This window comes from Shinella yambaruensis, from assembly GCF_050859155.1.
In the GTDB taxonomy this organism is placed as follows: Bacteria; Pseudomonadota; Alphaproteobacteria; order Rhizobiales; family Rhizobiaceae; genus Shinella; species Shinella yambaruensis.
The window spans coordinates 2,690,778-2,716,926 of sequence record NZ_CP150638.1; the positions used below are offsets into that span (position 1 = coordinate 2,690,778).

Here is a 26,149-nt window from a genome sequence, read left to right on the forward strand (position 1 = left end):
CGACGAACCCCGCCCTGATGCCGATCGGCGACCCTTCCGGAGCGGCATAGGGCGAAGCTGTCCGCAAAACCCGCCACTTTGGCGACGGGGCTCCCCATCCCGGGGAGCCCAAGGTGTCGACCATTCAGGCCGCCGCCAGCGCCTCGCGCGCCTTCGGCACCGGCTTGAACGTCATGGCGATCAGGAAGGCGCCGAGACCGATGCCCCACGAGCCGACATAGAGCCAGGTATAGCTGGCGAAGGTGTCGTAGATCAGCCCGCCGGCAACCGGCCCCAGCGCCATGCCGAGGCTGCTGGCCATGGCCGTGCCGCCGATGACGGTGCCCATCATGCGCAGCGGGAAGTTTTCCCGCGCGATCACCGCATAGAGCGGCATGACGCCGGCATAGATGAAGCCGAACAGGCCCGCCACGACGTAGAAGGAGGCAAGCCCGCCGGTGAAGACATAGGCGAGCGCGCCGAAGGCCTGCGCGAAAAGGCCGAGCACCAAGATGTGCTTGGCGCCGAACCGGTCGCCGAGAAGACCGAAGACGACCCGGCCGCCCATGCCCGCGAGCCCCTCGATGCTGTAGATCGAGACGGCGGCGATCATCGGAATGCCGCAGGTGATGGCATAGCTCACCGTGTGGAAGATCGGCCCGGAATGGGTGGCGCAGCAGAAGAAGTTCGTCAGGCACAGGATGATGAACTGCGGCGTCTTCAGGATATCGCGCGTCGTCATGCCGGCCTGTGGCTCGTCGGACGCGGCAAGGCCCTCGCCGCCCGCCTCCAGCGCCGGTGCGCGCCGCACCAGCAGGGATGCCGGGATCATCACGACGGCGACGAGGAGCGCGATGATCTGCATCGCGCTGCGCCAGTCGTTGAAGGTGACGAGCCAGGCGGCGAAGGGCGACATGGTCATCGGCGCCATGCCCATGCCGGCCGAGACGAGCGAGACGGCAAGGCTCCTGTGCGTGTCGAACCATCCCGTCACACAGGCCATCATCGGCGCGAAGACCGCGGCGACCGCCACCCCCGCCACCAGGCCGAAGACGAACTGGAAGGCAAGGAGCGACGGCGCAAGGCTCGCCGCAAGCAGGCTCGCCGCCAGGAGCACCGAGCCCGACAGCACGACCGGCCGCGGCCCCCAACGGTCCGAAAGGCCGCCCCAGACCATGCTGGCGAAGGCCATGGCGAGAAAGCCGACGGTCATGGCGGTGGAAATGCCGGTCACCGACCAGCCGGTATCCCTGGCGATCGGCAACAGGAAGACCGGCAGCGAGAACATCGCGCCGATGGCGATGCAGCCGAGGAGGCCGCCCGCGGCGACGATCACCCAGCGATAATGCGTATGGATCATTGTCATCTCCTCTGCGGCCGCCGGCTGGCCGGGGCCGCGCCCAAATCAATACTGATCGTGCCGCCTTACCCATTCCATAGGATAGCGAAGGCCGTCCTCGTCGCGGCCCTTCGGCACGAGGTCGAGGAAGTGATAGGCACCGTTCACCATCTCGACGCCGCGCGCGTAGCAGGAATAGGTGTGGTACACCTCGCCCGGCCCGCTCCTGTAAAAGACGCTGACGCCGACCATTTCCGACACCGTGTTCGAACAAATCGCGAAATTGTAGTAGGCGCGCCCCGCCGCCAGTTCCTCCGGTGTCGCGGAGGCCTGGTAGTCGAAGTTGAAGTCGCTGCCGCCCGAGGACACCCACGGAAAGCTCCAGCCCATGCGCCGCCGGTAGGATTCGATCTTTTCCAGCGGCGCGCGCGAGACCGCCGTGAAGGTCACGTCGCGCCGGGCAAGATGGACCGGGATGCCGTTGAAGTTGTCGGCCCAGAAGGAACAGGACTTGCAGCCTTCCTGCCAGTCGGGCCCGAGCATGAAGTGATAGACGAGGAGCTGGGAGCGCCCGGCGAAAAGATCCTCCAGCGTCAGGCCGCCATCCGGCCCCTCGAAACGGTAGGCCTTCTCCACCCGTTCCCAGGGCATCGCCATGCGGCGGCGGGTCAGCGCCTCGCGCTGGCGGGTGAAGGCCTTTTCCGCGGCCAGCAGCTCCAGGCGGGCTTTCAGCCAGTCCTCATGGGAAACGACTTGATTGCGCATCGTGAAACGCCTTTCTTCTCTACCGATGCACCGAGACTAAGCGCCAGCCGCGGAAAAGCGGGAGTTACAAATGTGACGGGAATTCAATGGACTCGATGATCACCGCCGCCGCCCGGGCGCTCGCCACCGGCGATCCGCTCGGCGCGCTGAACCGCGTGGCGCTGCGCGACGACGCGCCGGCACTGGCGCTGCGCGGCATCGCCATGGCGCAGCTCGGCGATCTCGACCGCGCGAAGGCGCTGCTGAAGAGCGCCGCCCGCGCCTTCGGCCCGCGCGAGGCGGTGGCGCGGGCGCGCTGCGTCGTCGCCGAGGCGGAAATCGCCCTCGTCTCGCGTGATCTCACCTGGCCGGTGAAGGCGCTTTCCGCCGCCGAGGCGACGCTCGCCGCCCATGGCGACCGGCTGAACGCCGCCCATGCCCGGATGCTCGCCGTCCGTCGCCTGCTGCTGATCGGCCGGCTCGCCGATGCCGCCGCGCTCCTGGCCGCGATCGATCCCGTCCCCCTGCCCCCGCCGCTTCGGGCCGCGCACGCGCTCGCCGCCGCCGGCATCACGATCCGCCGGCTGCAGACGGCGACGGCCCGCGAGGCCTTCACGCGCGCCGCCGCGGCCGCCCGGCAGGCCGGCATCCCCGCCCTGATCCAGGAGGTGGAGGACGCCGCGACGGTCCTGCAAAGGCCGGCTGCGCGCGCGATCGCGGATGGCGGGGAGCGCCCTCTCCTTCCCCATGAGGTCGAGGCGCTGCTGGCGACCGACAGGCTGGTGGTCGATGCCTGCCGCCACGTCGTGCGCTGCGGCGAGACCACCGTCTCGCTGGCCACGCGGCCGATCCTGTTCGCGCTTCTGCGCACGCTCGCCGAGGCCTTTCCCGGTGACGCCAGCCGGGAAAGCCTGCTGCTGCGCGCCTTCCGCGCCCGGCAGGCGGACGAGTCCCACCGCGCCCGGCTGCGCGTGGAGATGGGCCGGCTGCGGGCCGGGCTGGAAGCCCTCGCCGAGATCACCGCCACGCGGGACGGTTTCCTGCTGGTGCCGCGTGACGGACGGACCGTCGCCGTGCTGGCGCCACCGCGTGACGAACCCCATGCCGACGTGCTGGCGCTCTTTGCCGATGGAGAGGCCTGGTCGAGCTCGGCGCTCGCCATCGCGCTCGGCACCAGCGCGCGCACCGTGCAGCGCGCCCTCGAACAGCTCTGCGCGGACGGCAGGGTGCAGGCGATCGGCCGCGGCCGCAGCCGGCGCTGGCTGACGCCGACGCCCGGCGCTTTCTCGACACTCTTGTTACTCCCGGGTCCGCTGCCGGGCGATTAGGATCGTCCCATCAACGATCCAAAGGAGATTGAGATGACCACTTCCAAGGCAGACATCCTGCGCGAATACGGCCCCTTCCCCGGCGTGGAGCAGGTCCATGGCGTCACCTTCGACGGCAAGGCCGTCTGGTTCGCCTCCGGCGACAAGGTCAATGCCCTGGACCCGGACGACGGCCGCGTGCTGCGCACGATCGACCTTTCGGCCCATGCCGGCACCGCCTATGACGGCCGCCACCTCTTCCAGATCGCGGAAGACCGCATCCACAAGATCGATCCCGCCTCCGGCGCGATCGTCTCCACCATCCCCGCGCCCGGCAATGGCGGCGATTCCGGCCTCACCTGGGCGGAAGGCTCGCTCTGGGTCGGCGAATACCGCAGCCGGCAGATCCACGAGATCGACCCGGAAACCGGCGCCGTCCTGCGCACCATCCAGAGCAACCGCATGGTGACGGGCGTCACCTGGGTGGACGGCGAACTGTGGCACGGCACCTGGGAGGGCGAGGAAAGCGACCTGCGCCACCTCGACCCGGAGACCGGCACCGTGCTCGACACCATCGTCATGCCGGCGGGCACCGGCGTATCGGGCCTCGAATCCGACGGTGCCGACCGCTTCTTCTGCGGCGGCGGCAACAGCGGAAAGATCCGCGCCATCCGCCGCCCGCGCTGAGCGTCTTGCTACCGCCGCATTGTCCGGCGCCGAAGCGATGCCGCTTCGGCTAGAGCCCGTGGGTGCCGTTGTAGCCGTTGACCGGCGGCGGCGCCCAGCCTTCCGGCAAAGCCTTCGGCTTGTAGATCTCCACGACCATCGGATAACACGCCGCCGTGTCGGAGGAATGCTGCGCCGAGCAATCCCCGCCCGGGCAGGCCGACATGCAGCCGAGAAGGTCGATCTCGGCGAAGAACTCCAGATAATCGTCCGGCCGCACCGGGCTCGCCTTCATGAAATACTGGCCCGTATCGCGCGTGAAGCCGGTGCACATGAAGACGTTCAGCACGTCGTGCACATAGGTCTCGGCCTCGCGCGGCGCCATGCCCGTCTTCGCGGCGAAAGCGCGGGTGAGGTTCGAGTGGCAGCAATGGTGATACTGCCCGCCATGGCTGAGCAGGTTGTGCGTATAGGGATCGCAGCGCGTGCCGATCACGTCATGCACCGCGCCGCCGAACGCGTCGAAGCCGTACCAGTCGAGCGTATCGTGCGTGATGGTCGCGATGGGGCGCAGATAGGGGAAATTGGAGAAGAGCTGGTCGCCGAGGCCGACATGGGTGCCGGCGAGCGCCCGCGTCTTGCCCGTATAGAGCCGCTCCTTCAGGTCATTGGCATTGAAGAGGTTGAGGTCTCCCACCTGCGGTCCCTCGCTGCAGACGATGCGGCAGAAATGCCCCGCCGGCACCGACCAGGTCGCCGCCTCGCGCGGCGGCACGACGACCGTCTCGACGAGCGCCAGATCGTCGCGGAGCGCACGATAGGCGGCAAGGTCGGGGCGCGGCAGGGTCTCGACCGGGTAGCAGATCACCGGCTTGACCGCCTTGCGGGCCGCGGCATCGCCGGGCGCCGCCGTGATGGGCGTGGGCTTCATCTCTCGTCTCCATGTCCTGTCGCCGCGCCGTCCCCGGCCTCGCGAACCACCGGCGACTATAGCCGCTTCGCACCGCCTGTCAGCCGCCCTTTCCGACGCGGCACGCCGCGATACATGCGAATTTTTTCGGGGAACTTTGGCGCGCCGCCGACGCCCGGCTGACGGCCGCAGGCAGGGCGCAATTCGGGCGCCACGGGCATTGTCGCCCGGGCGCCCTTTGCACCACGCTCACTCGTCCCAGGCCTGCACGACCGTCTGGCGGACGATGAGCCCGTCGGAAAGCTCGAGGATCGCCGCGCAGAAAACGCGCGTGCCGTCCGGATAGGCACAGGCCTGCGTGAAGGCGAGCCGGCTATCCTCGGCGATCGTCGTATCGACCTGGTGGGTCATTGCCCGGCTGCAGATGTCGTCCCAGAAGGTGGCGATCGCCTGCCTGCCGCGCACCTCGCGCGGCTTGCTCGGCGGGTTGTTCCGGTCGATGACGCGCACGATCGCGTCGTCGGCATAGAAGCTCGCCAGCATCTTGCCGTCGCGTCCTTCGATGGCTTGCTTGATCGCCGCGCCATCCACGGCCTTGGTCCGAAGCATGTCGTTCTCCTTTGGCCGCCTGTCGCGGCGATGGGAATTGCAGCACCGCCTAGGCAGCACCGCCTAGGGCGCCGTCTTCGCCATCCGGGCGGCGCGGGCGAGGATGTCGTCCGTCTCCTGCCGGAATGTCGCCGGATCGACCTGCAGGCCGTTCAGCACCGTCGACCAGTGCCGCACGATCGAGGCCATCGCCACCGCCTCGCGGATCTCCTCATCCGTCGCGCCGTTCAGCTTTGCCGCCGCCGTGTGGAAGTAGATGCAATACTGGCAGGGAATCTGCGACGACACGGCGAGCCCGAGCAGCTCCTTCGTCTTGCCGTCCAGCGCCGTCTCGGGATTGAGCTGCAGCGACTTGAACTCGGTCCAGGCGCCGGCGATGCCGACCGCCGGGAAGGCCTTGAACATGACGGGCACCTGGCCGAGCGTCGCCTCGATGTCCTTGTAGGCGGCCGCCGAGCCGTCGTCGGCGTGCAGCGGCGCGGCAAGCGCGATACCCGCCGTCAACGCGGCGGCAAAGATCAAGCATGTCCTGATCGGTGTCATTTTCCTGTCTCCCTCGGCTCTTCCCTCCGGCGACCGCCGCCACGGGGAATGCATGCCGCCACCCTAGGATCTTGCCGTTCGCGCCGCTTCGCCCGAAAGCGCCATGCCGCGCATGGCTCTGCCGGGCCAGCGGTCAGCGGTCTTTCTGGCCGGCGGAAAATGCCGCCGCCGCGGCGCGCGAGCTAAGGTCGAGCTTGGTGAGGATGTTGGCGACGTGGCGCTTCACGGTGTGCTCGCTCAGCACCAGCATGGCGGCGATCGCGGGGTTGCTCATGCCATCGGCGACTCGGGCGAGGATTTCGCGCTCGCGCGCGGTCAGCACGGCGAGCGACGGTCCGGAGCCTTTCTTCGGCACTGCGGGTTCCAGGTGCTGCTCGGCGACCACCAGGACGATCTCCAGCGGATGGCTCCGGCCTTCGACCTCCATCACGCCGCGCGCGGCGAAATGCAGGCCCGAGCCGGCGCTCAACTCCCCCACAAGCGAGGAGGCCATGATCTCGCCGGATCCGGCCAGGCCCGCGATACGCTCGGTAACCTGCACTGCAAGCCCCGCCATCGTCTCGCCGCCGATCTCGATTTCGCCGACATGCACGCCCTGCGCCAAGGCAAGCCCGAGCGCCGCACCCGCGTCCCTCAGCGCGAGCGCCGTGCGGGCAGCGCGGGCCGGGCCGTCGAAGCGCGCGACGAGCCGATCGCCGTCCCAGCGCAGACACCGTGCCCCCAGCCGCTCTGCCGCGGTGAAGGCCGCGGCCTGAAAATCCTCGGTACACTTCGACCATGCCCGATCCCCAAGACGGGAGGCAAGCCGCTCCGCGCCGTCGATACGCGCCACCAGAAGGGCGGAAAGCACGCGGTCGGCCTCCGTTACCGGCCGCGCGCCGGTCAGGAACTCCTCGACCTCGTCCGCGATGCGGTCAACGTCGCCGGTCCAGACCGGATGGTCGCTGCCGGGTATCTCGACCAGCCGGGCACCGGCGATCCGCGCCTTGAGGTAACGGCTGCCATCGGGGCTGACATGGGCGTCGTTGCAGCGGTGGATAAGCAGCGTCGGAACCTTCACGGCCGGCAAGGCGCCACGCACGTCGATTGCGGCATTCATGCGCGCCAGCGAGATCGCGGCGGCAGGGCTTGCCGACAGGCGCTCGAAGCGTGCCCACCACGGGGCGAAACGCTTATCGTTCACCAGTCGCGGCGCAAAACTCTTCAGCGTGGCGCCACTGCCCCAGCCTGCATCCAGCACCCCTACGAATTGCTCAAGCGCCGTCTCGTCCATCACCCAGTTCTTGAAATGCGCATAGCCGCCATAGAGGATAAGGGCGCGCGTGCGCTCCGGGCAGGCGGCGGCGAAGAGGATCGCCATCGGCACCCCCTCGGAAACGCCGAGGATCGTGGCCCGGCCGCTCCCGGCGGCGTCCATCACGGCGCGCACGTCATCCATCCGCGTCTCGATATCGGGCAGCGCGGCGGCATCGACCGGGTCGGAGAGGCCGGTGCCGCGCTTGTCGAACTGGATCACGCGTGAAAATGCCGAGAGCCGCTTCAGCAGGCGGCTGTAGCCGGGATCTTCCCAGTTCAGTTCGAGGTTGGAGATGAAACCCGGCACGAGGACGAGATCGAGTGCGCCCTGGCCGACGACCTGATAGGCGATGTGGAGGTTCCCGCTTCTGGCATAGCGCGTTTCGAGCATCTTCACGAAACTTCTCCGTAGGGATGCATACCTTACCAGAACACACCATCGGGAAAAATCCGCCATGCACGCCGCATCGCGAGGGGGCATTCGGCGGCGGCGGCACTGCAACAGCCCGCGGTCGAGGGCAAGACCGTTCTGCGATCCGTCCGCTTCTCCGAAGAGCCGTCAGTTTTCGATCGACGTGTCCCGCCCGTCCCACCTGAGCAGGAAGACGTCCGCCCGCGGCATGCCATCGCCGTCCTCGCCGCCGGCAATCAGGAGGCCGCCGGGCACGGCGAAGGAGGCGCCATAGGCAAGACCGCGCGGCAGCCGTCCGGCAAGCTTCCAGCTCGTCCCGCCAAGCACATAGACCTCGTCGCGCCAGCCCTTCTTCAGGCCGTCATGCGCGAACCAGCGGCCGGCCTGCGCATTCGCCCTGGCGCCCGGGAAATTCGCGCCGCCGGCAAGAAGGACATCGCCGCCGACGATGCCCGCATAGGCGCCGGCCACCCCTTCCTGCTGCTGCCCGGGCAGGGCCGGCGGGAGATCGGCAAGCTTCGTCCAGACGGCGGACGCTCCCTTGATCTCGACGCGCTTCACCTCCGGCGTGCGCAGGCCGGGCTTGATTTCCCCGCTCATCACCAGGAACCGGCCGTCGCCCTCCGCCACCAAAGCGGGGTCGCAGTTCGGCAGGTACGGATTGTCGCCGAGCGAACCCCAGCGGTTGGCGGCAGGGTCGTAGACCAGCAGCTTGTCGTTCCACCGGTACGCCTTCGGCTCCATGCCCATATAGGACGCGACGAGCGCCCGGAAGCCTTCCGGATCCGCCTCCTTGTCGATGGCGCCGGTCTCGGCGAGGTAGGTGTCGAAGAGCGCCTTGTTGTAGCCGCCGACAAGGGCGATGCGGCCGTCGCCGAGCGAAACGGCCTTTGCGCCGGAAAGCCCGACCGGCGTCTTCGTGTCGCGCTTCGACCAGCGGTCCGATTGCGTGTCATAGGCATAGACCGTGTCGAAGATGATCGGTGACCCGGCGTCCTCGGCCGCCTTCCCATTGCCGCTGAACAGGTAGATCGTCGTCGCGGAAACGGCGACAGCCGCGCCGTTCGTCGCGGGGCCGATAAAGGATGCGCGTTTCTGCCAGCCCGCGGCCGGGGCGGAGAGATCGAGGGCGTAGAGATCGGTTCCGGCCGAGCCGAGGCCGACAAAGGCCATGTCGCCGACGCGGGCGGCAATACCGTTCTTCACCGGGGCGGGCAGGTCCGGCCAGGTTTCAGCGGCCATGGCAGCGCCCGTCGACAGGGCCAGGACGGCCAAGCCCGCCCGGAGCGATCGTGTCGGCATGGAAACAGGCATGCATTTCTCCTCTCCTTCAAAGACCGTAGCACCTACGGAAGGGGTGAGTTACGGCAACTGAGCCGATGGTGCGCGCAGCTTTTCGCTGCAAGCGCGCACCGCGTGAGGCGGCCATGGCCAGTCAGAATTTCTCTAGAATGTGAATGCTCACAACCCATTCCGGAGAGACCGACCATGACCATTTCCAACATTATACCCGCTGATGTCGTACTGGTAGCGATCGACATCGCCAAGGTTCGCAACGAGGTTCTGATCGAAGACCTAAGCCATAGGCGTCGCCGCCGGCTGCCGGTCCTCAACACCCGTGCGGAACATGATCGGCTAATCGAGATTCTGCAATCGTATGGCCGACCGGTGGTCTGCGGCTTTGAAGCAACGGGTAATTATCACCGCCCCATCGCATGGCGCCTGGCTGAAGCGGGTTTCGAGGTGCGGCTCGTGTCGTCACTGGCTCTGGCTCGAACCAGGGAGGCTTTGCACAACAGTTGGGATAAGAACGATCCCAAGGATGCGCAGGTGATCCTGCACATGCTCAGGATCCACGCGACGCAGGTCTATCATGATCCGCTGCGCGCCGGCATTAACGACGTGCAGGAACTTTCGAAGACGCATGAAGCGATCGCCAAGGCTAAGACCGAGATCCAGCATCGTATCCTGACGCATTACCTGCCACTGTATTTTCCCGAGATCGAGCGCATCAGGGGAAACAGCCGTAGCGATTGGTTCTTCGCTTTTCTCGATGCCTTTCCAACGCCGGCCAGCATCACGGCGCTAACGAAGGAAGAGTTCGTTACAGCAGCTTGGGATGTCGTCGGCCGCAAGGTCAGCAAGACACAGATTCTTATGGACATTTACGAGACGGCGCGAACATCGATCGGACTCCCGCTACCGCTTGATGCACCCGCCATACGTATGTTCCGAATGGTTGTTGCCGAAGCACGCAGCCTGATCCGGCAGCGCAATGAGATTGAGGCCCAGGCCGATGAACTGCTGCGGCACAGTCACGACTATCAGCTCTTACGGCAGATCCCGGGTATCGGGCCAATCAATGCGCTGACGATCATTGCCGAGGCTGGAGATCTTCGTCGCTTTCACCATCATCGCCAATTTCTCAAGTTCTGTGGACTGGACCTGTCGACACAGCAGTCTGGCCAATATCGCGGTCAGACCCGGCTTTCAAAGTTCGGCAATGCTCGGCTGCGCCGTACCCTATGGATCGCCGGGCAAGTTGCTGTCCGCCAGCGAGAGAATGGCTTCCGGCACAAATTCGAACGCTACATAGCAAGAGATCGCGACAATCCAGATCTGCGCCGTAAGGCAATGACCGCAATTACCGCCAAGATGGCCCGTGTCGTGCACGCGGTCATCAAAGGCGGTTCAGACTACCGGCCCTTTGTCGAAGGGCGGGTGCTAGGTGGAAGAACCTCTGTCAGCTAGAGCCGTGAGGGCATCGCAAACGATGACCCTGTAGATAATGCTCGGGTCTTCCACCTGGATCAGAAGCTCGTGTTGAGGACGGTGAGGGCCACAATGATGGACCCTGTGTTTGCTATGGACGAGACCTTTTCCCTTGCTCGTGGAAGCCGCCTGGTTCGGCCGTGCATCTTGACGAGCGCCATGCAGCGAGAGCATGCTGGCGAACAGAGACGTTTTGACCCCCTGCCTCATTTCCTTCCGCTCTTAGGACGTTGTCGCTCACGGCGCCGACGCCGCGATATCGGCGGCGCCGATGATGCCGGCATCCGCACCCAGTTCCGCCAGGGCGAGTTCGGGCACCATGACCTCGGGATGGGCGCGCAGGGCTTCGCGCAGCCCGTCGAGGAAGCCGCCGGCAAGCCCGACGCCGCCGCCGATGACGATCCGCTCGGGATCGACGATGGCCTGGAGGCCCGCAATGGCGGCGGCGAGCCGCTTCGTCGCGGTATGGAGAATGTCCTCAGCCCAGGCCTCGGCCGCGCCGGCGGCCGCCAGAACCGTTCGCGCATCGCCGTTGCGGCCGGCCGCGCGCGCCGCCCGGGCCATGCCGAAGCCCGATGCCAGGGTTTCCAGGCGAACGCTTTCGCCCGGAAGGACAACCGGAAGCTGGCCCAGGCTGCCGGCGAGCCCGCGCGCGCCGCGGCGCAGCCGGCCGTCAAGGACGAGCCCGCCGCCGATGCCGCTCGACACGGTCAGGAAAGCCATGTCGCGCCCCTGCCCCGCGCCGAAGCGATATTCGCCCCAGGCCGCGGCTTGGGCGTCGTTGAGGATCTCGACGGGCATGCCGAGGATTCCGGCAAGTTTGCCGGCAAGCGGAAACTCCCGCGGGATATCCAGCGTCTCCCGGTTGAGCGCCGACCAGGCGCCGCCGGCGACAAGGCCGGTGACGGCGGCGGCGGCACGGGCGTATCGGCCGCCCCAGCCTGCCACGAGCCCGGCCATGGCATCGCTCCAGGCGTCCCCTCCGACGACGGCAGGCGTCGGCATCACGCGGCGGTCGAGGATCGCCCTGCCCGCGACGAGGGCGGCAAGCGTCTTGGTGCCGCCGATGTCGAAGGCAAGCACGGGCGCGGGCGGGCGCGCGGCCGTCTCGACCGCCTGCCGGAACCATGCCGTCACATGTTCCGGCCGCGTGATCGCCGATCCGACCACCACGGCATCGGCACCGGCGCGGATGGCCGCGCCCGCCGCTTCCGGGGTGTTGTAGCGCCCTTCGGCGAAAACCGGCGCGCCGAGCCGGGCGCAGAGGGCCACGAGGCCGAGGTCGGGTTCCTTCGGCACGGGGCCGGGACCGGCATAGCCCGACATGGTGGTGCCGACGATATCCGCACCGGCCGCAAGGGCCGCGCGCGCCTCGTCCTCCGTGGCGATATCGGCCATGGCGAGACGGCCGTGCCGCTTGATCTCGGCGATCAGCGCCGGCACGGAGACCGGGCGCGGACGGTCCGTTGCATCGACCGCGATGATGGCGGCACCCGCCTCGGCAAGCGCCGCAACGTCCGACAGGAGCGGCGTGATGCGCACGGGGCTGTCGTCGAGATCGCGTTTGACGAGACCGATGACCGGCAGCCGGCTCGCCCCGGCGACGCCAGCGACATTGGCACAGCCTTCGATGCGCAAACCGGCCGCGCCGGCGCTTTCGGCGGCCCGCGCATAGGCCACCACCGATGCCACGGTGTCGAACGGGCCGGCGGGAACCGGCTGGCAGGAGACAATCAGCCTCCCCCTCAACCGCGCGAGAATGGACTTGAGGTCGTGCATCAAGGGTCTTCCCTGTCCCGTGCGGCCCCCGCTGGGCCGTGTCGTTGAAGGCGCGTCGGCGGGGCCATGCGGCGTGGCCGGTGCGGTTTGCGCTTCGCCGGGAGACCGATTTGAAGTATCCCTGAAGTGAACCACTTATTGGCAATTTCAATATCCAATTGACAGATATCCTACAAGTGGATAAATGTAGGGCCACTGTCTTTTCGGAGTCAAAAAGGCAACCGGAGACGAAGATGAACGTGAAGTCGATCAAGCCCCTGAAGCGCGCGCCCCTCCTGCATGTCTCGGTGCAGGAAAGCCTGCGCAGCTATATCGAGGACAACCACCTCGATGCGGGCGCGCCCCTGCCGCCCGAAGGCGAGCTTGCCACCCAGCTCGGGGTGAGCCGCAATTCGGTGCGCGAGGGCATCAAGGCCCTGGAATCCGTCGGCGTGCTGGAATCGCGCCGCGGCATCGGCGTCTTCGTCAAGGCGTTCTCCTTCGAGCCGCTGCTGGAAAACCTCGCCTATGGCCTCGGCGGCGCGCTGAAGCAGATCGAGGAGGTCATCACCATCCGCCGCACGCTCGAGGTCGGCCTGATCGGGCGGACGCTGGAGGTCATCGGCGCCGACGATATCCGCGAGCTGCGCGAGACCGTCGAGCGGATGCGGGTCCGGGCGGAGCGCGGCGAGAGCTTTCCCGAGGAGGACCGGCATTTCCACCAGCTGCTCTTCCGTTGCCAGCAGAACGAGGTTCTGCTGCGGCTGATCGAGGTGTTTTGGCTGGCCTTCTACAAGGCATCCGACTTCGTCAACCTCAACAATACGGACCCCATGCAGACCTGGCGCGACCACGCCGCCATCGTCGATGCCGTGGAGGCGCGCGACCACGCCGGCGCCCGGGACCGGCTCGACAAGCACTATGCCGGCATCACCCGCGTGATCGCCGACAACAAGACCACCGTTTCATCAGGGAGGATGACATGAATCTGAAGACCACATTGTCGGCGCTTGCCCTTTCGGCGGCGCTGCTCGGCGCCCTGCCCCTGGCGCCGGGCCAGGCACGCGCCGAAGGCGGCACGATCTCCGGCGGCTTCGACGTCGGCCCGGGCGGCTTCCAGGGCAATTTCAATCCGCTGGCGGCGACGAGCGGCTTCACCTGGCTCGTCACCTATTTCGAGCCGCTGGTCATCTACGACGACAAGCTGACGAAGGTCATCGGCGCTCTGGCCGACAGCTACGAGGTCAGCGCCGACCAGAAGACCTACACATTCAAGCTTGCCGAGGCCAAATGGCATGACGGCCAGCCGTTCACCGCGAAGGACGTCCGCTTCACGCTCGACCTCGCCCGCAACGACAAGGCCGGCTCGGTCTTCGCCGCGCGCCTCGGCGTCGTCCAGTCCGTCGAGGCGCCGGACGACCGCACGGTCGTGATCACCCTGTCGGCGCCGTCGCCGAGCATGCTCGACACCCTGACCAAGGTGATGATGCTGCCGGAACACGCCCTTGCCTCGATCCCTCCCGAGCAGATCGCAAAACATGCCTGGTGGTCCACAACGCCGATCGGCACCGGCCCGTTCAAGTTCACCAAATATGTCGCCGACCAGTATGTCGAACTCGCCGCCAATCAGGACTACCACGGCGGCAAGCCGGCGGCCGACAAGCTGATCAACCGCTACTTCGCCGACCCCGCCGCCGCCATCGCGGCCCTCCGGTCGGGCGAGATCCAGTTCACCTATGTCGATTCCAACGATGTGTCGACCTTCAGCGGCGACAGCGCCTTCCGGGTGATCGAGGGCGATTCCTACGTCGTCAACTATGTCGGCTTCAACCAGGAGGTGCCGCTCTGGCAGGACCTGCGCATCCGGCAGGCCTTCATGTACGCGATCAACCGCGACGCCATTATCCAGAGCCTTTATGGCGGGGCGGCCAAGCCTGCCAACTGCGTCTATGTCGCCGACCAGCTCGTGCCGCAGGGCATCGAGAGCTATGGCTACGACCCGGAAAAGGCCAAGCAGCTTCTCGCCGAGGCGGGCTGGGACAAGATCAACGGCGACAAGCCGGTCACGATCCTGACCTATTACACCTCGCCGCTGGCGACCAACGTGCTCGCCGCCATGCAGGCCATGCTCGCGCAGGTCGGCATCAACATCGTGCCGCGCGCCGTCGACACGCCGACCTACAACTCGATCGTCTACCAGCAGTCGGGCAATTCCGGCGACTACCCGCTGATCTATGCCGGCCTGCAGAACGGCCCGGATGCCTCGAACATCAATATCGGCCTCAACGAGAAGCAGATCCCGCCGGCCGGCGCCAACATCATGCGCATCCGCATGGCGGCGGTGACGGAGGCGCTGGACGCCGCCCTGGCCGAGACGGATGACGCCAAGCGCGACGCCCGCTACCAGGACGTCTGCAAGGCGACCAATGCCGAGCTGCCCTGGGCGACGATGTGGGTCGCCAACCGTTATGGTGTCGTGTCCTCGAAGCTCAAGGACTTCGTATGGACCCCGGCGCCGGCCGGCGGCCCGTACCAGGCCCATGCGGAAAAGTGGTCGATCGCCGAATAGGCGAAGACAACAGGGCGCGGGCTGCCCCGCACCCTCGGTTTGATGACAAACATCGCTCCAAGCACTCCGTCATCCTCGGGCTCGGCCCGAGGATCCGATTGCCTCCAGGGGTTATGGATGGTCGGGTCAAGCCCGACCATGACGGAGGAGAGGTTTGCGGACTTTGTCGACAGTCTGAGGCACGGCTTGCCCCGCGCCCTTCCACAAGCCACCCTCGGCCAGCCACGCGATCAGGTGTTGAACCCGCATGTTACGCTACTGTCTCCATCGCCTGCTCGTCGGGCTCGCCATGCTGCTTGCGCTGACGGTGCTGATCTTCACGCTGCTGCAGCTGACGCCGGGTGATCCGATCGATGCCTATATCGATCCCAACGTCGCCATGACGAAGGAGGCGATGGACGCGCTGCGCGCGCGGCTCGGCCTCGACCAGCCGCTGCCCGTGCAGTATCTCGCCTGGCTGTCGCAGGCCGCGCAGGGCAATCTCGGCCATTCGCTGCAGCGCTTCAACGAGACGGTATCCGGCCTCATCCTCTCGCGCATCGGCCCCACCCTCCTCTTGATGGGCGCCGGCCTCTCCATCGCCGTCGTCATCGGCATTGCCAGCGGCATCCTCAGCGCGGTGCGCCGCAACACCGTGCCCGATTACTCGCTTTCGGTGCTGGCGCTGCTCGGCATTTCCAGCCCCGCCTTCCTCACCGCCCTGCTCGGCCTCTACGTCTTTTCCGTCCGGCTGAAATGGACGCCGTCGGGCGGCATGCTCACCCCGGCGACCGACTTTTCGGTGGGCGATCTCCTGCACCACCTCATCCTGCCGGCGACCGTGCTGTCCATCGGCCATGCGGCGCTGATCATGCGCTACATGCGCGCCTCGATGCTCGAAGTGCTGAACCAGGACTATGTCCGCACGGCGCGCGCCAAGGGCGTCCGGGAGTTCTGGGTCGTCACCAAGCATGCCCTGCGCAACGCGCTCCTGCCCGTCGTCACGCTGATCGGCTCGACCATAGGCCTTGCCGTCGGCGGCGCCATCTTCGTCGAAAGCGTCTTCAACTGGCCGGGCATGGGCCTGCTTCTGATCAGCGCGGTCGAGACGCGCGACTATCCGGTCATCATGGGGGCCACCCTCGTCATCGGCGCTTGCGTCATCGTCGTCAACATCCTGACCGACCTCGCCTATGCGGTCATCGATCCGCGCATCAAGGTAGCCTGAGATGACAATGCCCACCTCCCCTTCCTCCTCCGGTCCGCTGGCGCGGGCAACCGGCCGCTTCCTCCTCAACCGGGCGGCCCTCGTCGGCGTGGCGCTGCTGCTTCCGCTGCTCGCCGCGGTGCTGACCTATCCCCTCTGGATGCCCTACAGGCCCAACGACATCGACCTCCTGGCGATGAATGCCGCCCCATCGGCGGCGCACTGGTTCGGCACCGACGGCGTCGGGCGCGACGTGCTTGCAAGAACGCTGGAAGGCGGGCGGATCTCGCTGCTGGTCGCCGTCTCCTCCGTCGTCCTGTCGACGGCCATCGGCTTCCTCGTCGGTGCGGTCTCGGCCTTCGGCGGGCGCTTCGCCGATGCGCTCGCCATGCGCTCCGTCGACCTTGCCATGACGCTGCCGCCGGTGATCTTCCTTCTGGTCCTCGCCTCCATCGTCGGCTCCGGCATCTGGTCGACCGTCGTCGTCATCGCGCTTTTGTCCTGGCCGGTCCTGTCGCGGATGATCCGCGCGCGCCTGCTGGAACTGCGGGAGCGGGAATTCGTCATGGCCTCGCGCGGCATGGGCGCGGGCATCGGGCACCTCCTCTTCCGCCACGGCCTGCCCAATTCGATCGACATCCTCGTCGTCTACGCCACGCTGCAGGTCGCCAACGCCATCCTGCTGGAGGCGGGCCTCTCGTTCCTCGGCCTCGGCGTGCCGCCGCCGGCAGCGAGCTGGGGCAACATGCTGAATGCCGCGCGCTCCACCGCCGTGCTCGAACAGTATCCCTGGCAATGGCTGTTTCCCGGCGGCGCACTGGTGCTTGCCGTGCTGGCCATCAACTTCATCGGCGACGGTCTGAGAGACGCCTTCGACCCCCGCGCAGACCTCAATTGAAACCCCGGAAAGAGAAGCAAATGTCCAAGTTCTTCGGTGTCGTTCCTCCCGTCGTCACCCCCCTCAACGACGATTTCTCCGTCGACTACGCCTCCTATACGCGCGTCCTCGAACACCTGATCGACAATGGCTGCCACGGCCTTTTCCCGCTCGGCTCGACCAGCGAGGTGGTGTTCTACGACGAGGCCGAGCGCCGCAGGATCCTCGAGCACACGGTGAAGGTCGCCAACGGCCGCGTGCCCGTGATCGCCGGCGCCATCGATCCGGCGACCGACCGCGTCATCCGCCATGCCCGCACCGCCAGGGAGGTGGGGGCCGATGCCGTCGTCGTCACCGCGCCCTTCTATACCATCACCAGCCAGGCCGAGACGCTGGATCATTTCCGCATGATCCGCGACGCCGTCGATATCCCGCTGATCGCCTATGACATCCCGGTCTGCGTCCACACCAAGCTCTCCCGCCAGACCGTCGTGACGCTGGCGCAGGAAGGCACGATCATCGGCCTGAAGGATTCCTCCGGCGACGACGGCAATTTCCGCTATGCCCTCAGCGATCTCGCGGGCAACAAGGACGTCTTCCTGATGACCGGGTCCGAGATCGTCGTCGACAGCGTGCTCGCCATGGGCGCGCACGGGGTCGTGCCGGGCCTCGCCAATGTCGATCCGGCAGGCTATGTCCGCCTCTGGGACGCCGCAAAGCGCGGCGACTGGGCCGCCGCCCGCACGGAACAGGAGCGGCTCTGCCGCCTGTTCGAGATCGTCTGGGTCGCCGCCGGCCGCGTCAGCGGGGGTGCGACCGGCGTCGGCGGCTTCAAGACCGCGATGCGCAGCCTCGGCATCATTTCCACCAATGTCATGGCGCGTCCGCGCGCCCCGCTCAACGAGGCCGAAACGCGCAGGATCGACGAGATCCTGCGCTCCGTCGGCCTCCTCGCCTGAGGTCGCCGATGACGTCCGAACCCATTCTTGAGATCAGCAACCTCAGGACCGTCTTCCGCTTGCGCGGCCGGGAGATCGCCGCCGTCAACGGCATCGATCTTGCCATCTGCCCCGGCGAGACGGTGGCGCTGGTCGGGGAATCGGGTTCGGGCAAATCGGTGACGAGCCTCTCCGTCATGCGGCTGCTTGCCCGCAGGATCGGCGTGATCGACGACGGTTCGATCCGCTTCCGCGGCAAGGACGGCAGGACGAAGGACCTCGTCACGCTCGGCGAGGAGGAGATGCGGCAGATCCGCGGCAACGACATCGGCATGGTCTTCCAGGAGCCGATGACGAGCCTCAACCCCGTCTACACCGTCGGCGACCAGATCTCCGAATCGCTGCGCGTCCACCGGCGCCTCGGCCGGCGCGAGGGCATCGAGGCGGCCGTCGGCCTGCTCGACAAGGTCGGCATTCCCGATGCGCGCCGCCGGGTGGACCAGTATCCGCACGAACTGTCCGGCGGCATGCGCCAGCGCGCCACCATCGCCATGGCGCTCGCCTGCGATCCGACGCTGCTGATCGCCGACGAGCCGACCACGGCGCTCGACGTGACCATCCAGGCGCAGATCCTCGATCTCATGCAGTCGCTGCAGCGCGAGCGCGGCATGGGCATGCTGTTCGTCACGCACAATCTCGGCGTGGTCGCCGAGATCGCCCACCGGGTCGCGGTGATGTATGCCGGCCGCATCGTGGAGACCGGCCCCGTCTCCGAGGTGTTCAGGACCCCGCGCCATCCCTATACGATGGGGCTCTTGAAATCGATGCCGCGCCTCGGCACGGCGAGCGAGATGAAACGGAGCGGCGCGAAGCTGCCGGCCATTCCCGGCATGGTGCCGAGCCTTGCCGACCTTCCGGCCGGCTGTGCCTTCGCGCCGCGATGTCCCTTCGCGACCGAGGCCTGCCGCCAGGCCATGCCCGCGCTTTTGCCTGTCAACGACCGTCACGACAGCCGCTGTATCCGCTGGCAGGAGATTTCCGCATGACCGAAGCGCCCCTCCTCTCCGTCCGCGGCCTTGCCAAGCACTACCAGACGCGCGGCGCCACCCTGAAGATCCTTCAGGACATCTCCTTCGACATCGCAAAGGGCGAAGTGGTGGGGCTGGTGGGCGAATCCGGCAGCGGCAAGACCACCATCGGCCGCTCGGTCCTGAGATTGATCGAGCCTTCGGCCGGCGCGGTCGTCTTCGACGGCGACGACCTGACGACGCTTTCGGGCGGCGAGATGCGCCGCCGGCGCCCGCGCATGCAATATATCTTCCAGGATCCCTACGCCTCCCTGTCGCCGCGCATGACCATTGGCGAGATCCTGACGGAAGGCCTGAAGATCCAGGGCATCGGTTCGCGGGCGGAGCGGCTGGAGCGGGCAAGGAAGGCGCTCGAACAGGTGGAGCTGCCGCCGGACGCCATCAACCGCTACGCCCACGAATTCTCCGGCGGCCAGCGCCAGCGCATCGGGATCGCACGGGCGCTGACGCTCGCGCCGGACTTCATCGTCGCCGACGAGCCGGTATCGGCGCTCGACGTGTCGATCCAGGCGCAGGTGGTGAACCTCATGCGCGACCTGCAGCAGCGCCTCGGCCTGACCATGCTGTTCATCTCGCACGACCTTGCCGTCGTCGAATATATCTGCGACCGCGTCATCGTGCTCTATCTCGGCCGCATCATGGAGATCGCCACGAGCGAGGACCTCTATGCCCGCCCGCAGCATCCCTATACGCAGGCGCTGATGTCCGCGATCCCCTCGCCGGATCCGGATCTGGCACGCAAGCGTGAAATCCTGAAAGGCGACATTCCCAGCCCCGCCAATCCACCGAGCGGCTGCGTCTTCCGCACCCGCTGTCCCAAGGCGCTCGACGCCTGCGCCGCGGCGGTGCCGCAATTGCGGGAAGTCGCGCCGGGCCACCTCAAAGCCTGCATCCGCGACGACATCGGGTATCCGGAGCCATAGAGAAAGCGGCACCGGATCCGACCAGACGGGCCGATCCGGTCACGGGAGCTGGGCGCATCGCCAGGACGCTCGGCAGCGCGCGTGGGCCGACGCTTGCCGTCCCTATCCGGAAACAGGGTCGGAATACGCGATCCCGGAGGCGAGCCAGGCATCGACCTGTTCATCCGCATAGCCGAATTCGCGCAGGATCTCGCGCGTGTGCTGGCCGACCAGGGGCGCGGGCCGGCGGATCGTCGCAGGCGTTTCCGAATGGCGCACTGCGGGCGCGACGACTTTGACCGTGCCGGCCCGTGGATGCTCGTAGCTCGTCACCAGTCCCATGTGGCGCACCTGCGGATCCTCCGCGGCCTGGAGATGGGACTTCACCTCGCCGCACCAGATGTCCGCCTTGAGCAAGGCCTCCAGCAGCGCCGCCGTCGTCCATTTCCCGGTCTCCGCCGCCAGCCGGCGCCAGATCTCGTCGCGTTGCGCAAAGAGCTTTTCGGGATCGTCGTAGACGAGAAGGTCGTCGTTGCCGAGCACGCCGACGAGCGTGCGGTAGGGGCTCATGGCGATCGTCACCCAGCCGTCCCGGGTCGGATAGGTGCCGAACGGCGCATCCATGCCCGGATGGCCGATGCCCGAACGCGGCCGCTGGAAATCCTCGTTGAAGTTCAGCGCCGTCACCATTTCCTGGTTCTGGTGCGCGAGCATGCCGGCAAGCAGGTTCACCTTGACCTCCTGCCCCTGCCCGGACTTCTCGCGCCAGTAAAGCGCCGAGAGGATGCCGTAGACCATGTTCATCGCGCCGATCTGGTCGGAAAAGCCGGCGCCGACGGGCGTCGGCGGCGCGTCGGCCTGCCCGGTCGCCGCCATGATGCCGGTCAGCCCCTGCACGAGCATGTCCTGGCCCGGCCGGTCGACATAGGGGCCTTCCTCGCCGTAACCGGAACCGGAGCAATAGATGATCCGCGGATTGACCGCCCGGAAGTCCTCGTAACCGTAGCCCATCGCCTTCATGACGCCGGGCCGGAAGTTCTGGACCACGATATCGGCGCTCTTCGCCATCTCCATGAGGACCCCGTGCACGTCCGGGGATTTGAGGTTCAGGGCGATCGAACGCTTGTTGCGGTTCCAGGCAAGAAAGTTCGGGCTCTCGCTGCCGCCCACCCATTTGTTGCGGAAGGTCAGCGAGCGGAAGAGATCGCCCTTGCCGGGACGCTCGACCTTGATGACGTCCGCCCCCATGTCGGCCAGAAGCTGCGTGGCGAAGGGGCCTTGCAGGAGGTGCGAGAAATCGAGGATGCGGATGCCTGCGAGGGCGGCAGGGGTGGACGTCTGGGTCTCGGTCATGATGTCAGCCTTTTCGATCGTCGAGATGGCCCCTCGCACCATGGCGCGCGCGGTGCCAGAGGGTGCGCAGGACGGCAAGGGTGGTTTCCGGTTCCTCCCACCGCTCCAGCGCCAGGCGAATGCGTTCCGCCGCGGCCGTCTGGAAGGCGATGTACCCGTCGAAGCGGGGGCGCAGCAGCGCCCTTTCCGCTGTTGCGAGCGTGTTGCGATAGAAATCGCCCCAGGCGCCGTTCGTCCCCGCATCCTGCCAGGCGGCCCGCGCCGAGGGCTGGCCGCCGAAGGCAGGAAAGACCTCGACCTGCGTCGGCGCGGCAAGCAGCGAGGCGATATGCGCCAGCAGCGCCGGCGTCGGCTTGCAGCGGCGGGAAAACGCGATGCCCGTGCCGCCGATGACGCCGCCCGCACCGCCCGCCCGGCGCAGCGTGTCGGAAAAACGGATCACGTTGGGCGCATGGCCCGGCGCGGCATAGGTGACGTAGCCGAAGACCAGCGGCACGAGCGCGATGTCCCGGCCGCGCGCCATGGCTTCCAGAAGGCCGATCGGATTGAGCCTTTCGCTTGCCGGGGGCCGGCGGGCATAGAGGTGGTGCATGACCTCCAGCGCGGCCGCGCCTTCCGCATCGGGCAGGAAGTCCCCGCCCCCCACGCGCCCGCCCGCGCCCGCCACCATCGACATCAGGGTCAGCACCGCATGGGGGCCGGCGAGCGACTGCGCCACCGGCAGGCGCGCCGCCAGTGCCGAAACCTCGTCCCAGTCACGGGGCGGTTCGGCAATGAGGTCCACGCGGCGGGCCATGACCTGGGTGGCGACGTCCAGCGGCAGCGCCCAGGTCCTGCCGTCCCAGCCGTAGCTCTCGGCGGAAGGGCCTATGCTGTCCCGCCGCCAGGTCGCAAGCTGTTCGGCGGAATAGAGCTCTTCGAGCGGTATGAAGCAGTCCTCCGCGACCGCCTCCCCGATATGCGGATGGTCCATGACCAGGAGGTCGTTGTATTCGGCAAGCGCGCGGATGGGCGCGCTTTCGAAGCCTTCGAGCGGCTGCCTGTTCCAGTGGATCAGCGGCTGCGCAAGGCCCGCATTCACCCGGCGCGCGGTTTCGGCCAGGGCGTCGTAGCCGCGGGGATGGTCCCATGTGAGGCCGACGAAGGTCATGCCGTGGCCCTCCACAACGGCGGCGCCCCGATATCGCAGTCGATTGCCGCGATATGCCAGCGGCCGAGATTGGCCGCGAAAAGCCGCGTGCCGTCGAAGGCGATGTTGGTGGGATGGCAGAGCACATGGGCTGTCGGATCCTCCGCCAGCGTGGCGACGGCGCCTTGCGCATCGACGCGCAGGATACGGGACGGCTCGTAGAGCGCGACCAGCAGATTGCCGGCCCCGTCGAAGGCGAGCCCGTCCGGATAGCCGGGCAGGTCCGTGGCGAACGGAGTGATCGCGCCCGCGCCGCCATCCGCCGCGATCGCGATGCGCGACACGCGCTGGGCGAAGGTCTCGCAGACATAGAGCGCCTCCTCCCCCGGCCGCATGGCCAGCCCGTTGGCGAAGGTGAAGCCGGCGTCGCACCAGAGGCTTCCGGCCCCGCCCGCAAGATCGAAGGACCAGATGCCCGGCCCCGGCCGGCCGGGATCATGGCTGTCCGAGACGAGAAGGCGGCCCCGCCGCCGATCGACCACCGGATAGTTGGGAATGCGCAGGCCCGGCGCGGCAAGCTGCCGGAGGGAGCCGGCGGCAAGGTCCAGCCGGAAGACGGCGGCGTGCTTGAGGTCGCAGGCATAGAGCGCCCTGTCGCCATCGAAGGCAAGGCCGAGGATGAAGCCGCCCGTCCCCGCGACCCGCTCGATGCGGCTGCCGTCCGGCGCGATGCGGCAGATCTCGCCGTCCTGGTTGCCGCACCAGACCCAGCCGTCCGGGCCGATGGCAACGCCTTCGGGATGGCTGAGCCGCGGCTCGCTCCAGATCCCGTCGAAGAACACCCGCAGGCGATCCTGCGCGAGGAGAGGCGCCGGCATCATACCTCCCCCCGGCGCAGGCCGGTCGCCGCGTCGAAGAGATGCATGCGCCCGGGCTCGAAGTTCAGGGTGACGGGCGCGCCGCGCTCCAGCCCCGCCTCCGGCGCAAGCTTTGCGGCGATCAGGGCATCGCCGGCCTTCACCGTCAGGATCGTGCAGTCGCCGAGCAGCTCTGACGAGAAGACCGTGCCGGAGAAATGGCCGTCGCCCTCCGGCGCGATGCGCACATGCTCGGGCCGCACGCCCAGCAGGACATCGCCGGCCGCATGCGCCAGCGGGAAACGCCCGCCCTCGCTGGAGAACCAGCCGTCCAGAAGCCGGCCCGGCAGGAGGTTCATCGGCGGCGAGCCGATGAAACCGGCGACGAAGGTATTGGCCGGGCGCGCATAGATCTCGGCCGGCGTGCCGATCTGCTGGATCGTCGCCTTGTTGAGCACGACGATCCGGTCGGCCAGTGTCATGGCCTCGACCTGGTCGTGGGTCACGTAGATGGTCGTGACGCCGAGGTCGCGCTGAAGGTTCTTCAGCTCGCCCCGCATCACCGTGCGCAGCTTCGCGTCGAGATTGGAGAGCGGCTCGTCCATCAGGAAGACCTGCGGACGGCGCACGATGGCGCGCGCCAGCGCCACGCGCTGGCGCTGGCCGCCGGAGAGTTCGGCGGGGCGCCGGGTCAGGAGATGGCCCATGTCCACCCGCTCGGCGGCGGCGCGCACCAGCGCCTCCCGCTCGGGCCGCGCGACCTTTCGGATCTTCAGCGGATAGGCGATGTTCTCGCCGACGGTCATGTGCGGGTAGAGCGCGTAGTTCTGGAAGACCATGGCAAGGTCGCGGTCGCGTGCCGGCATGTCGTTGACCCGCCGGCCGCCGATGCGGATCTCGCCCGAGGTCGGTTCCTCCAGCCCCGCGACGATACGCATCGTCGTCGACTTGCCGCAGCCCGAGGGGCCGAGCAGGACGAGGAACTCCCCGTCCCCGATGGAAAGATCCAGCCCCGCAAGGGCGGTATAGGCGCCGAAACTCTTGGTCAGCTTGCGCAATTCGATTGCGGCCATGTCACTCGTGTCCTTTCAGGAAGTCGCGGCGCCAGGGCAGCTCGATCCGCCGCCCGGCACTGTCCGAGATCGTGAGCCGATCCCCGTCGACGGAAATGTTCGCGATATCGGCCCACCCCTCCGGACGGGGCAACGCGCCCATCACATGGCGGACGACATGGCTGCGCCCCGCGGCAAGCGGCAGGCCCGTCGCCACGCCCTCGGCGGCGACCGGATTGGCGGCCGCGGCCGCCGCTTCGCCGGCAGGCCCCGGGCAGCAGCCGTCCTCGATGCCCGTCACGCCGACGACCCGGCCATTCCATGGCGCATGGTCGCGCCCGCCGTTCGAAAACCAGAGCATGGTGACCGGCAGGACGGACGGATCCTTGAGGAAGAAGACGATGTCGTCCTCATCCTCGCGGATCACCGCGGACCAGCCGAGCGCCGCATCCGGCGCCTCGACGAGGGTGACGAAATCCTCGTTGCGCCGGCCGATCGGCCAGCGCGAGAGATCGACGGTCTTGCCCGCGGCGCCGGCCATCCGGCGAAGGTCCGTGCCGCGCGTCGGATAGGCAAGGCACGAACGGCCCGGTTCGAAAACCTCGGCAAAGGTGAGCGCGGCGCGCTTGCGCGAGGTGAAGAAGCGGCCTCGGCCCGACAGGTGCAGCATCGGGTGATGGGCGACGGGCAGCACGCCCTCTCCCCCGTCGATCCCATGCTCCTGGTAGAGCAGCGGCGCGTCCTTCGCGATTTCGAGGCGCTTCGTGATCCGCGCGCCGGATACGTCGCGCGCGAGAACGGAGCGGATGGCATGGGGTTCGTGCACCTCCACACGCCACGGGCTGTTGGCGGTCCAGCCATGGGCGGGAACGTCCGGATCGGCGGCGGCCGCGAACGGGGCGCAGAAGAAGTCTCCGGCGAGCCGGCGTTCGGCGGGCGAAAGGCCGGGGAGCGCCCGCGTCGCCGGCTCCTCCCGCCAGGGCGCGGCATAGAGCGGCTCGAACGACCGGCCGGCCCAGTGGAAGGACAGCCGCGGAATGTTGCCGACCGCGGGGTCGAACTGCAGCGCACCGCACGCCGTGCCGATGGACACGAGATCCCGCATCATTCGCCCCGGATGGCGAGGCCGCCGTCGCAGCGCACGATCTCGCCGGTGATGAAGCTCGCCTTGTCCGACGCCAGGAAGGCGACGAGTTCGGCGACCTCCATGGGCTGGCCGAAGCGGCCGATCGGATGCGCCCGGTTCCAGCTGTCGATCAGGGCCTGCGCGTCCTCGGTCTCCTCGAAGATCTTCTCGTTCATCGGCGTCATGATGGTGCCGGGCGCGACCGCGTTGACGCGGATGCCCGCCTTGGCGAGGTCGATCGCGCATTGGCGGGTCAGCGCGATGATGGCCCCCTTGGCGGCGGCATAGGCCGGCCAGCCCTGAAAGCCGATCAGCCCCTGGACCGAGGAGAGGTTGACCACGGCCCCGCCGCCGCGCCTGCGGAGCAGGGGCACGCAGGCCTTCATCGTGCGCCAGAATCCGGTCAGGTTGGTGTCGATCACCGTCGTCCAGCGTTCCTCGTCGATCTCGTCGATCACGCCGTTGAGGGCGACGGCGGCATTGTTCACGATGATGTCGAGGCCGCCGAAGCGCGTTTCGGCAAGCCGCGCCATCGCCTCCATGTCCGCAAGACGGCGGACGTCGCCGCTGAGGAACGCAACGTCGTTCCCGAGCCTGTCCGCCAGCGCCGCGCCGCTCGCCTCGTCGATGTCGGAAAAGACGACCTGCCCGCCCCGCGCCGCGAAAATCTCCACGCAGGAGCGGCCGATGCCCTTGGCGCCGCCCGTCACGACAATGACCTTGCCCTTGAATTCCAT

23 protein-coding genes and 1 pseudogene are annotated in these 26,149 nt (G+C 67.6%); 10 read left to right on the plus strand and 14 right to left on the minus strand.

Annotated elements, in window-relative coordinates; translation table 11 throughout:
* Positions 1 to 124 precede the first annotated feature (124 nt).
* Positions 125 to 1,339, minus strand: a complete 1,215-nt coding sequence (locus tag WMC41_RS13210; RefSeq protein WP_244766893.1) for an MFS transporter — start codon at positions 1,337 to 1,339, stop codon at positions 125 to 127.
* A gap of 45 nt (positions 1,340 to 1,384) precedes the next feature.
* Entirely contained in the window at positions 1,385 to 2,083 is a 699-nt protein-coding gene (locus WMC41_RS13215) for a DUF899 domain-containing protein (protein WP_432343810.1), read from the minus strand.
* A gap of 86 nt (positions 2,084 to 2,169) precedes the next feature.
* Between WMC41_RS13215 and WMC41_RS13220 the strand changes: the two genes are divergently transcribed.
* Positions 2,170 to 3,390, plus strand: coding sequence for a helix-turn-helix domain-containing protein (locus WMC41_RS13220; protein ID WP_432343813.1), 1,221 nt, complete (start codon positions 2,170 to 2,172; stop codon positions 3,388 to 3,390).
* Positions 3,391 to 3,423: 33 nt separating this feature from the next.
* Positions 3,424 to 4,056, plus strand: a complete 633-nt coding sequence (locus WMC41_RS13225) for a Vgb family protein (protein WP_432343816.1) — start codon at positions 3,424 to 3,426, stop codon at positions 4,054 to 4,056.
* 49 nt (positions 4,057 to 4,105) lie between these two features.
* Here WMC41_RS13225 and WMC41_RS13230 read toward each other — a convergent pair whose 3' ends face one another.
* From WMC41_RS13230 to WMC41_RS13250, 5 genes are all read right to left on the minus strand, one after another.
* A complete protein-coding gene (locus tag WMC41_RS13230) occupies positions 4,106 to 4,966 on the minus strand; it encodes an urea carboxylase-associated family protein (protein WP_432343819.1) in 861 nt (286 codons plus the stop codon).
* A gap of 228 nt (positions 4,967 to 5,194) precedes the next feature.
* On the minus strand, positions 5,195 to 5,554 hold the full coding sequence (locus WMC41_RS13235; protein ID WP_432343822.1) for a nuclear transport factor 2 family protein: 360 nt from the start codon (positions 5,552 to 5,554) through the stop codon (positions 5,195 to 5,197).
* Positions 5,555 to 5,617: 63 nt separating this feature from the next.
* Entirely contained in the window at positions 5,618 to 6,097 is a 480-nt protein-coding gene (locus WMC41_RS13240) for a carboxymuconolactone decarboxylase family protein (protein WP_432343825.1), read from the minus strand.
* Positions 6,098 to 6,230: 133 nt separating this feature from the next.
* Positions 6,231 to 7,784, minus strand: a complete 1,554-nt coding sequence (locus WMC41_RS13245; protein ID WP_432348336.1) for an alpha/beta fold hydrolase — start codon at positions 7,782 to 7,784, stop codon at positions 6,231 to 6,233.
* Positions 7,785 to 7,952: 168 nt separating this feature from the next.
* Positions 7,953 to 9,119 (minus strand): N-acetylneuraminate epimerase, encoded by a 1,167-nt coding sequence (locus tag WMC41_RS13250; RefSeq protein ID WP_432343828.1) that lies wholly within the window; start codon positions 9,117 to 9,119, stop codon positions 7,953 to 7,955.
* 174 nt (positions 9,120 to 9,293) lie between these two features.
* Here WMC41_RS13250 and WMC41_RS13255 point away from each other — a divergent pair.
* Positions 9,294 to 10,590 (plus strand): annotated as a pseudogene (locus WMC41_RS13255) (IS110 family transposase).
* Between the two features lie 224 nt (positions 10,591 to 10,814).
* Here the strand turns inward: WMC41_RS13255 and WMC41_RS13260 are convergent.
* Entirely contained in the window at positions 10,815 to 12,356 is a 1,542-nt protein-coding gene (locus WMC41_RS13260; RefSeq protein WP_432343831.1) for a putative N-acetylmannosamine-6-phosphate 2-epimerase, read from the minus strand.
* Between the two features lie 233 nt (positions 12,357 to 12,589).
* Between WMC41_RS13260 and WMC41_RS13265 the strand changes: the two genes are divergently transcribed.
* The 7 genes from WMC41_RS13265 to WMC41_RS13295 all read left to right on the plus strand — a co-directional run bounded on the left by WMC41_RS13265 (position 12,590) and on the right by WMC41_RS13295 (position 19,916).
* On the plus strand, positions 12,590 to 13,321 hold the full coding sequence (locus tag WMC41_RS13265; protein ID WP_244766902.1) for a FadR/GntR family transcriptional regulator: 732 nt from the start codon (positions 12,590 to 12,592) through the stop codon (positions 13,319 to 13,321).
* Positions 13,318 to 14,904, plus strand: a complete 1,587-nt coding sequence (locus WMC41_RS13270; RefSeq protein WP_432343834.1) for an ABC transporter substrate-binding protein — start codon at positions 13,318 to 13,320, stop codon at positions 14,902 to 14,904. The genes WMC41_RS13265 and WMC41_RS13270 overlap by 4 nt, the downstream gene beginning before the upstream one ends.
* Before the next feature lie 247 nt (positions 14,905 to 15,151).
* Positions 15,152 to 16,111: an ABC transporter permease gene (locus tag WMC41_RS13275; protein WP_432343835.1), complete on the plus strand. Its 960-nt coding sequence runs from the start codon at positions 15,152 to 15,154 to the stop codon at positions 16,109 to 16,111.
* Between the two features lie 7 nt (positions 16,112 to 16,118).
* Positions 16,119 to 16,988, plus strand: a complete 870-nt coding sequence (locus WMC41_RS13280; protein ID WP_432348337.1) for an ABC transporter permease — start codon at positions 16,119 to 16,121, stop codon at positions 16,986 to 16,988.
* A 20-nt stretch (positions 16,989 to 17,008) separates the two neighbouring features.
* Positions 17,009 to 17,926 carry a dihydrodipicolinate synthase family protein gene (locus WMC41_RS13285; RefSeq protein WP_272805949.1) on the plus strand — a complete coding sequence of 306 codons (918 nt, stop codon included), beginning with the start codon at positions 17,009 to 17,011 and terminating at the stop codon, positions 17,924 to 17,926.
* Between the two features lie 8 nt (positions 17,927 to 17,934).
* Positions 17,935 to 18,951 carry an ABC transporter ATP-binding protein gene (locus tag WMC41_RS13290; RefSeq protein WP_432343837.1) on the plus strand — a complete coding sequence of 339 codons (1,017 nt, stop codon included), beginning with the start codon at positions 17,935 to 17,937 and terminating at the stop codon, positions 18,949 to 18,951.
* Entirely contained in the window at positions 18,948 to 19,916 is a 969-nt protein-coding gene (locus tag WMC41_RS13295; protein ID WP_432343839.1) for an ABC transporter ATP-binding protein, read from the plus strand. Before WMC41_RS13290 ends, WMC41_RS13295 begins: the two co-directional genes overlap by 4 nt.
* Before the next feature lie 102 nt (positions 19,917 to 20,018).
* Here the strand turns inward: WMC41_RS13295 and WMC41_RS13300 are convergent, their stop codons facing one another.
* The 6 genes from WMC41_RS13300 to WMC41_RS13325 are packed head-to-tail and all read right to left on the minus strand — an operon-like array spanning position 20,019 to position 26,149.
* On the minus strand, positions 20,019 to 21,248 hold the full coding sequence (locus tag WMC41_RS13300; RefSeq protein WP_288081319.1) for a CaiB/BaiF CoA transferase family protein: 1,230 nt from the start codon (positions 21,246 to 21,248) through the stop codon (positions 20,019 to 20,021).
* Positions 21,249 to 21,252: 4 nt separating this feature from the next.
* Positions 21,253 to 22,398, minus strand: coding sequence for an extracellular solute-binding protein (locus tag WMC41_RS13305; protein WP_432343841.1), 1,146 nt, complete (start codon positions 22,396 to 22,398; stop codon positions 21,253 to 21,255).
* Positions 22,395 to 23,255, minus strand: a complete 861-nt coding sequence (locus WMC41_RS13310) for an SMP-30/gluconolactonase/LRE family protein (RefSeq protein WP_432343843.1) — start codon at positions 23,253 to 23,255, stop codon at positions 22,395 to 22,397. Before WMC41_RS13310 ends, WMC41_RS13305 begins: the two co-directional genes overlap by 4 nt.
* On the minus strand, positions 23,255 to 24,307 hold the full coding sequence (locus tag WMC41_RS13315) for an ABC transporter ATP-binding protein (RefSeq protein WP_244766910.1): 1,053 nt from the start codon (positions 24,305 to 24,307) through the stop codon (positions 23,255 to 23,257). The genes WMC41_RS13310 and WMC41_RS13315 overlap by 1 nt, the downstream gene beginning before the upstream one ends.
* 1 nt (position 24,308) lies before the next feature.
* The gene (locus WMC41_RS13320) at positions 24,309 to 25,391 is read right to left on the minus strand and encodes a hypothetical protein (RefSeq protein WP_432343847.1); all 1,083 of its coding nucleotides are present in this window, start codon (positions 25,389 to 25,391) and stop codon (positions 24,309 to 24,311) included.
* Entirely contained in the window at positions 25,391 to 26,149 is a 759-nt protein-coding gene (locus tag WMC41_RS13325; RefSeq protein WP_244766912.1) for an SDR family NAD(P)-dependent oxidoreductase, read from the minus strand. Before WMC41_RS13325 ends, WMC41_RS13320 begins: the two co-directional genes overlap by 1 nt.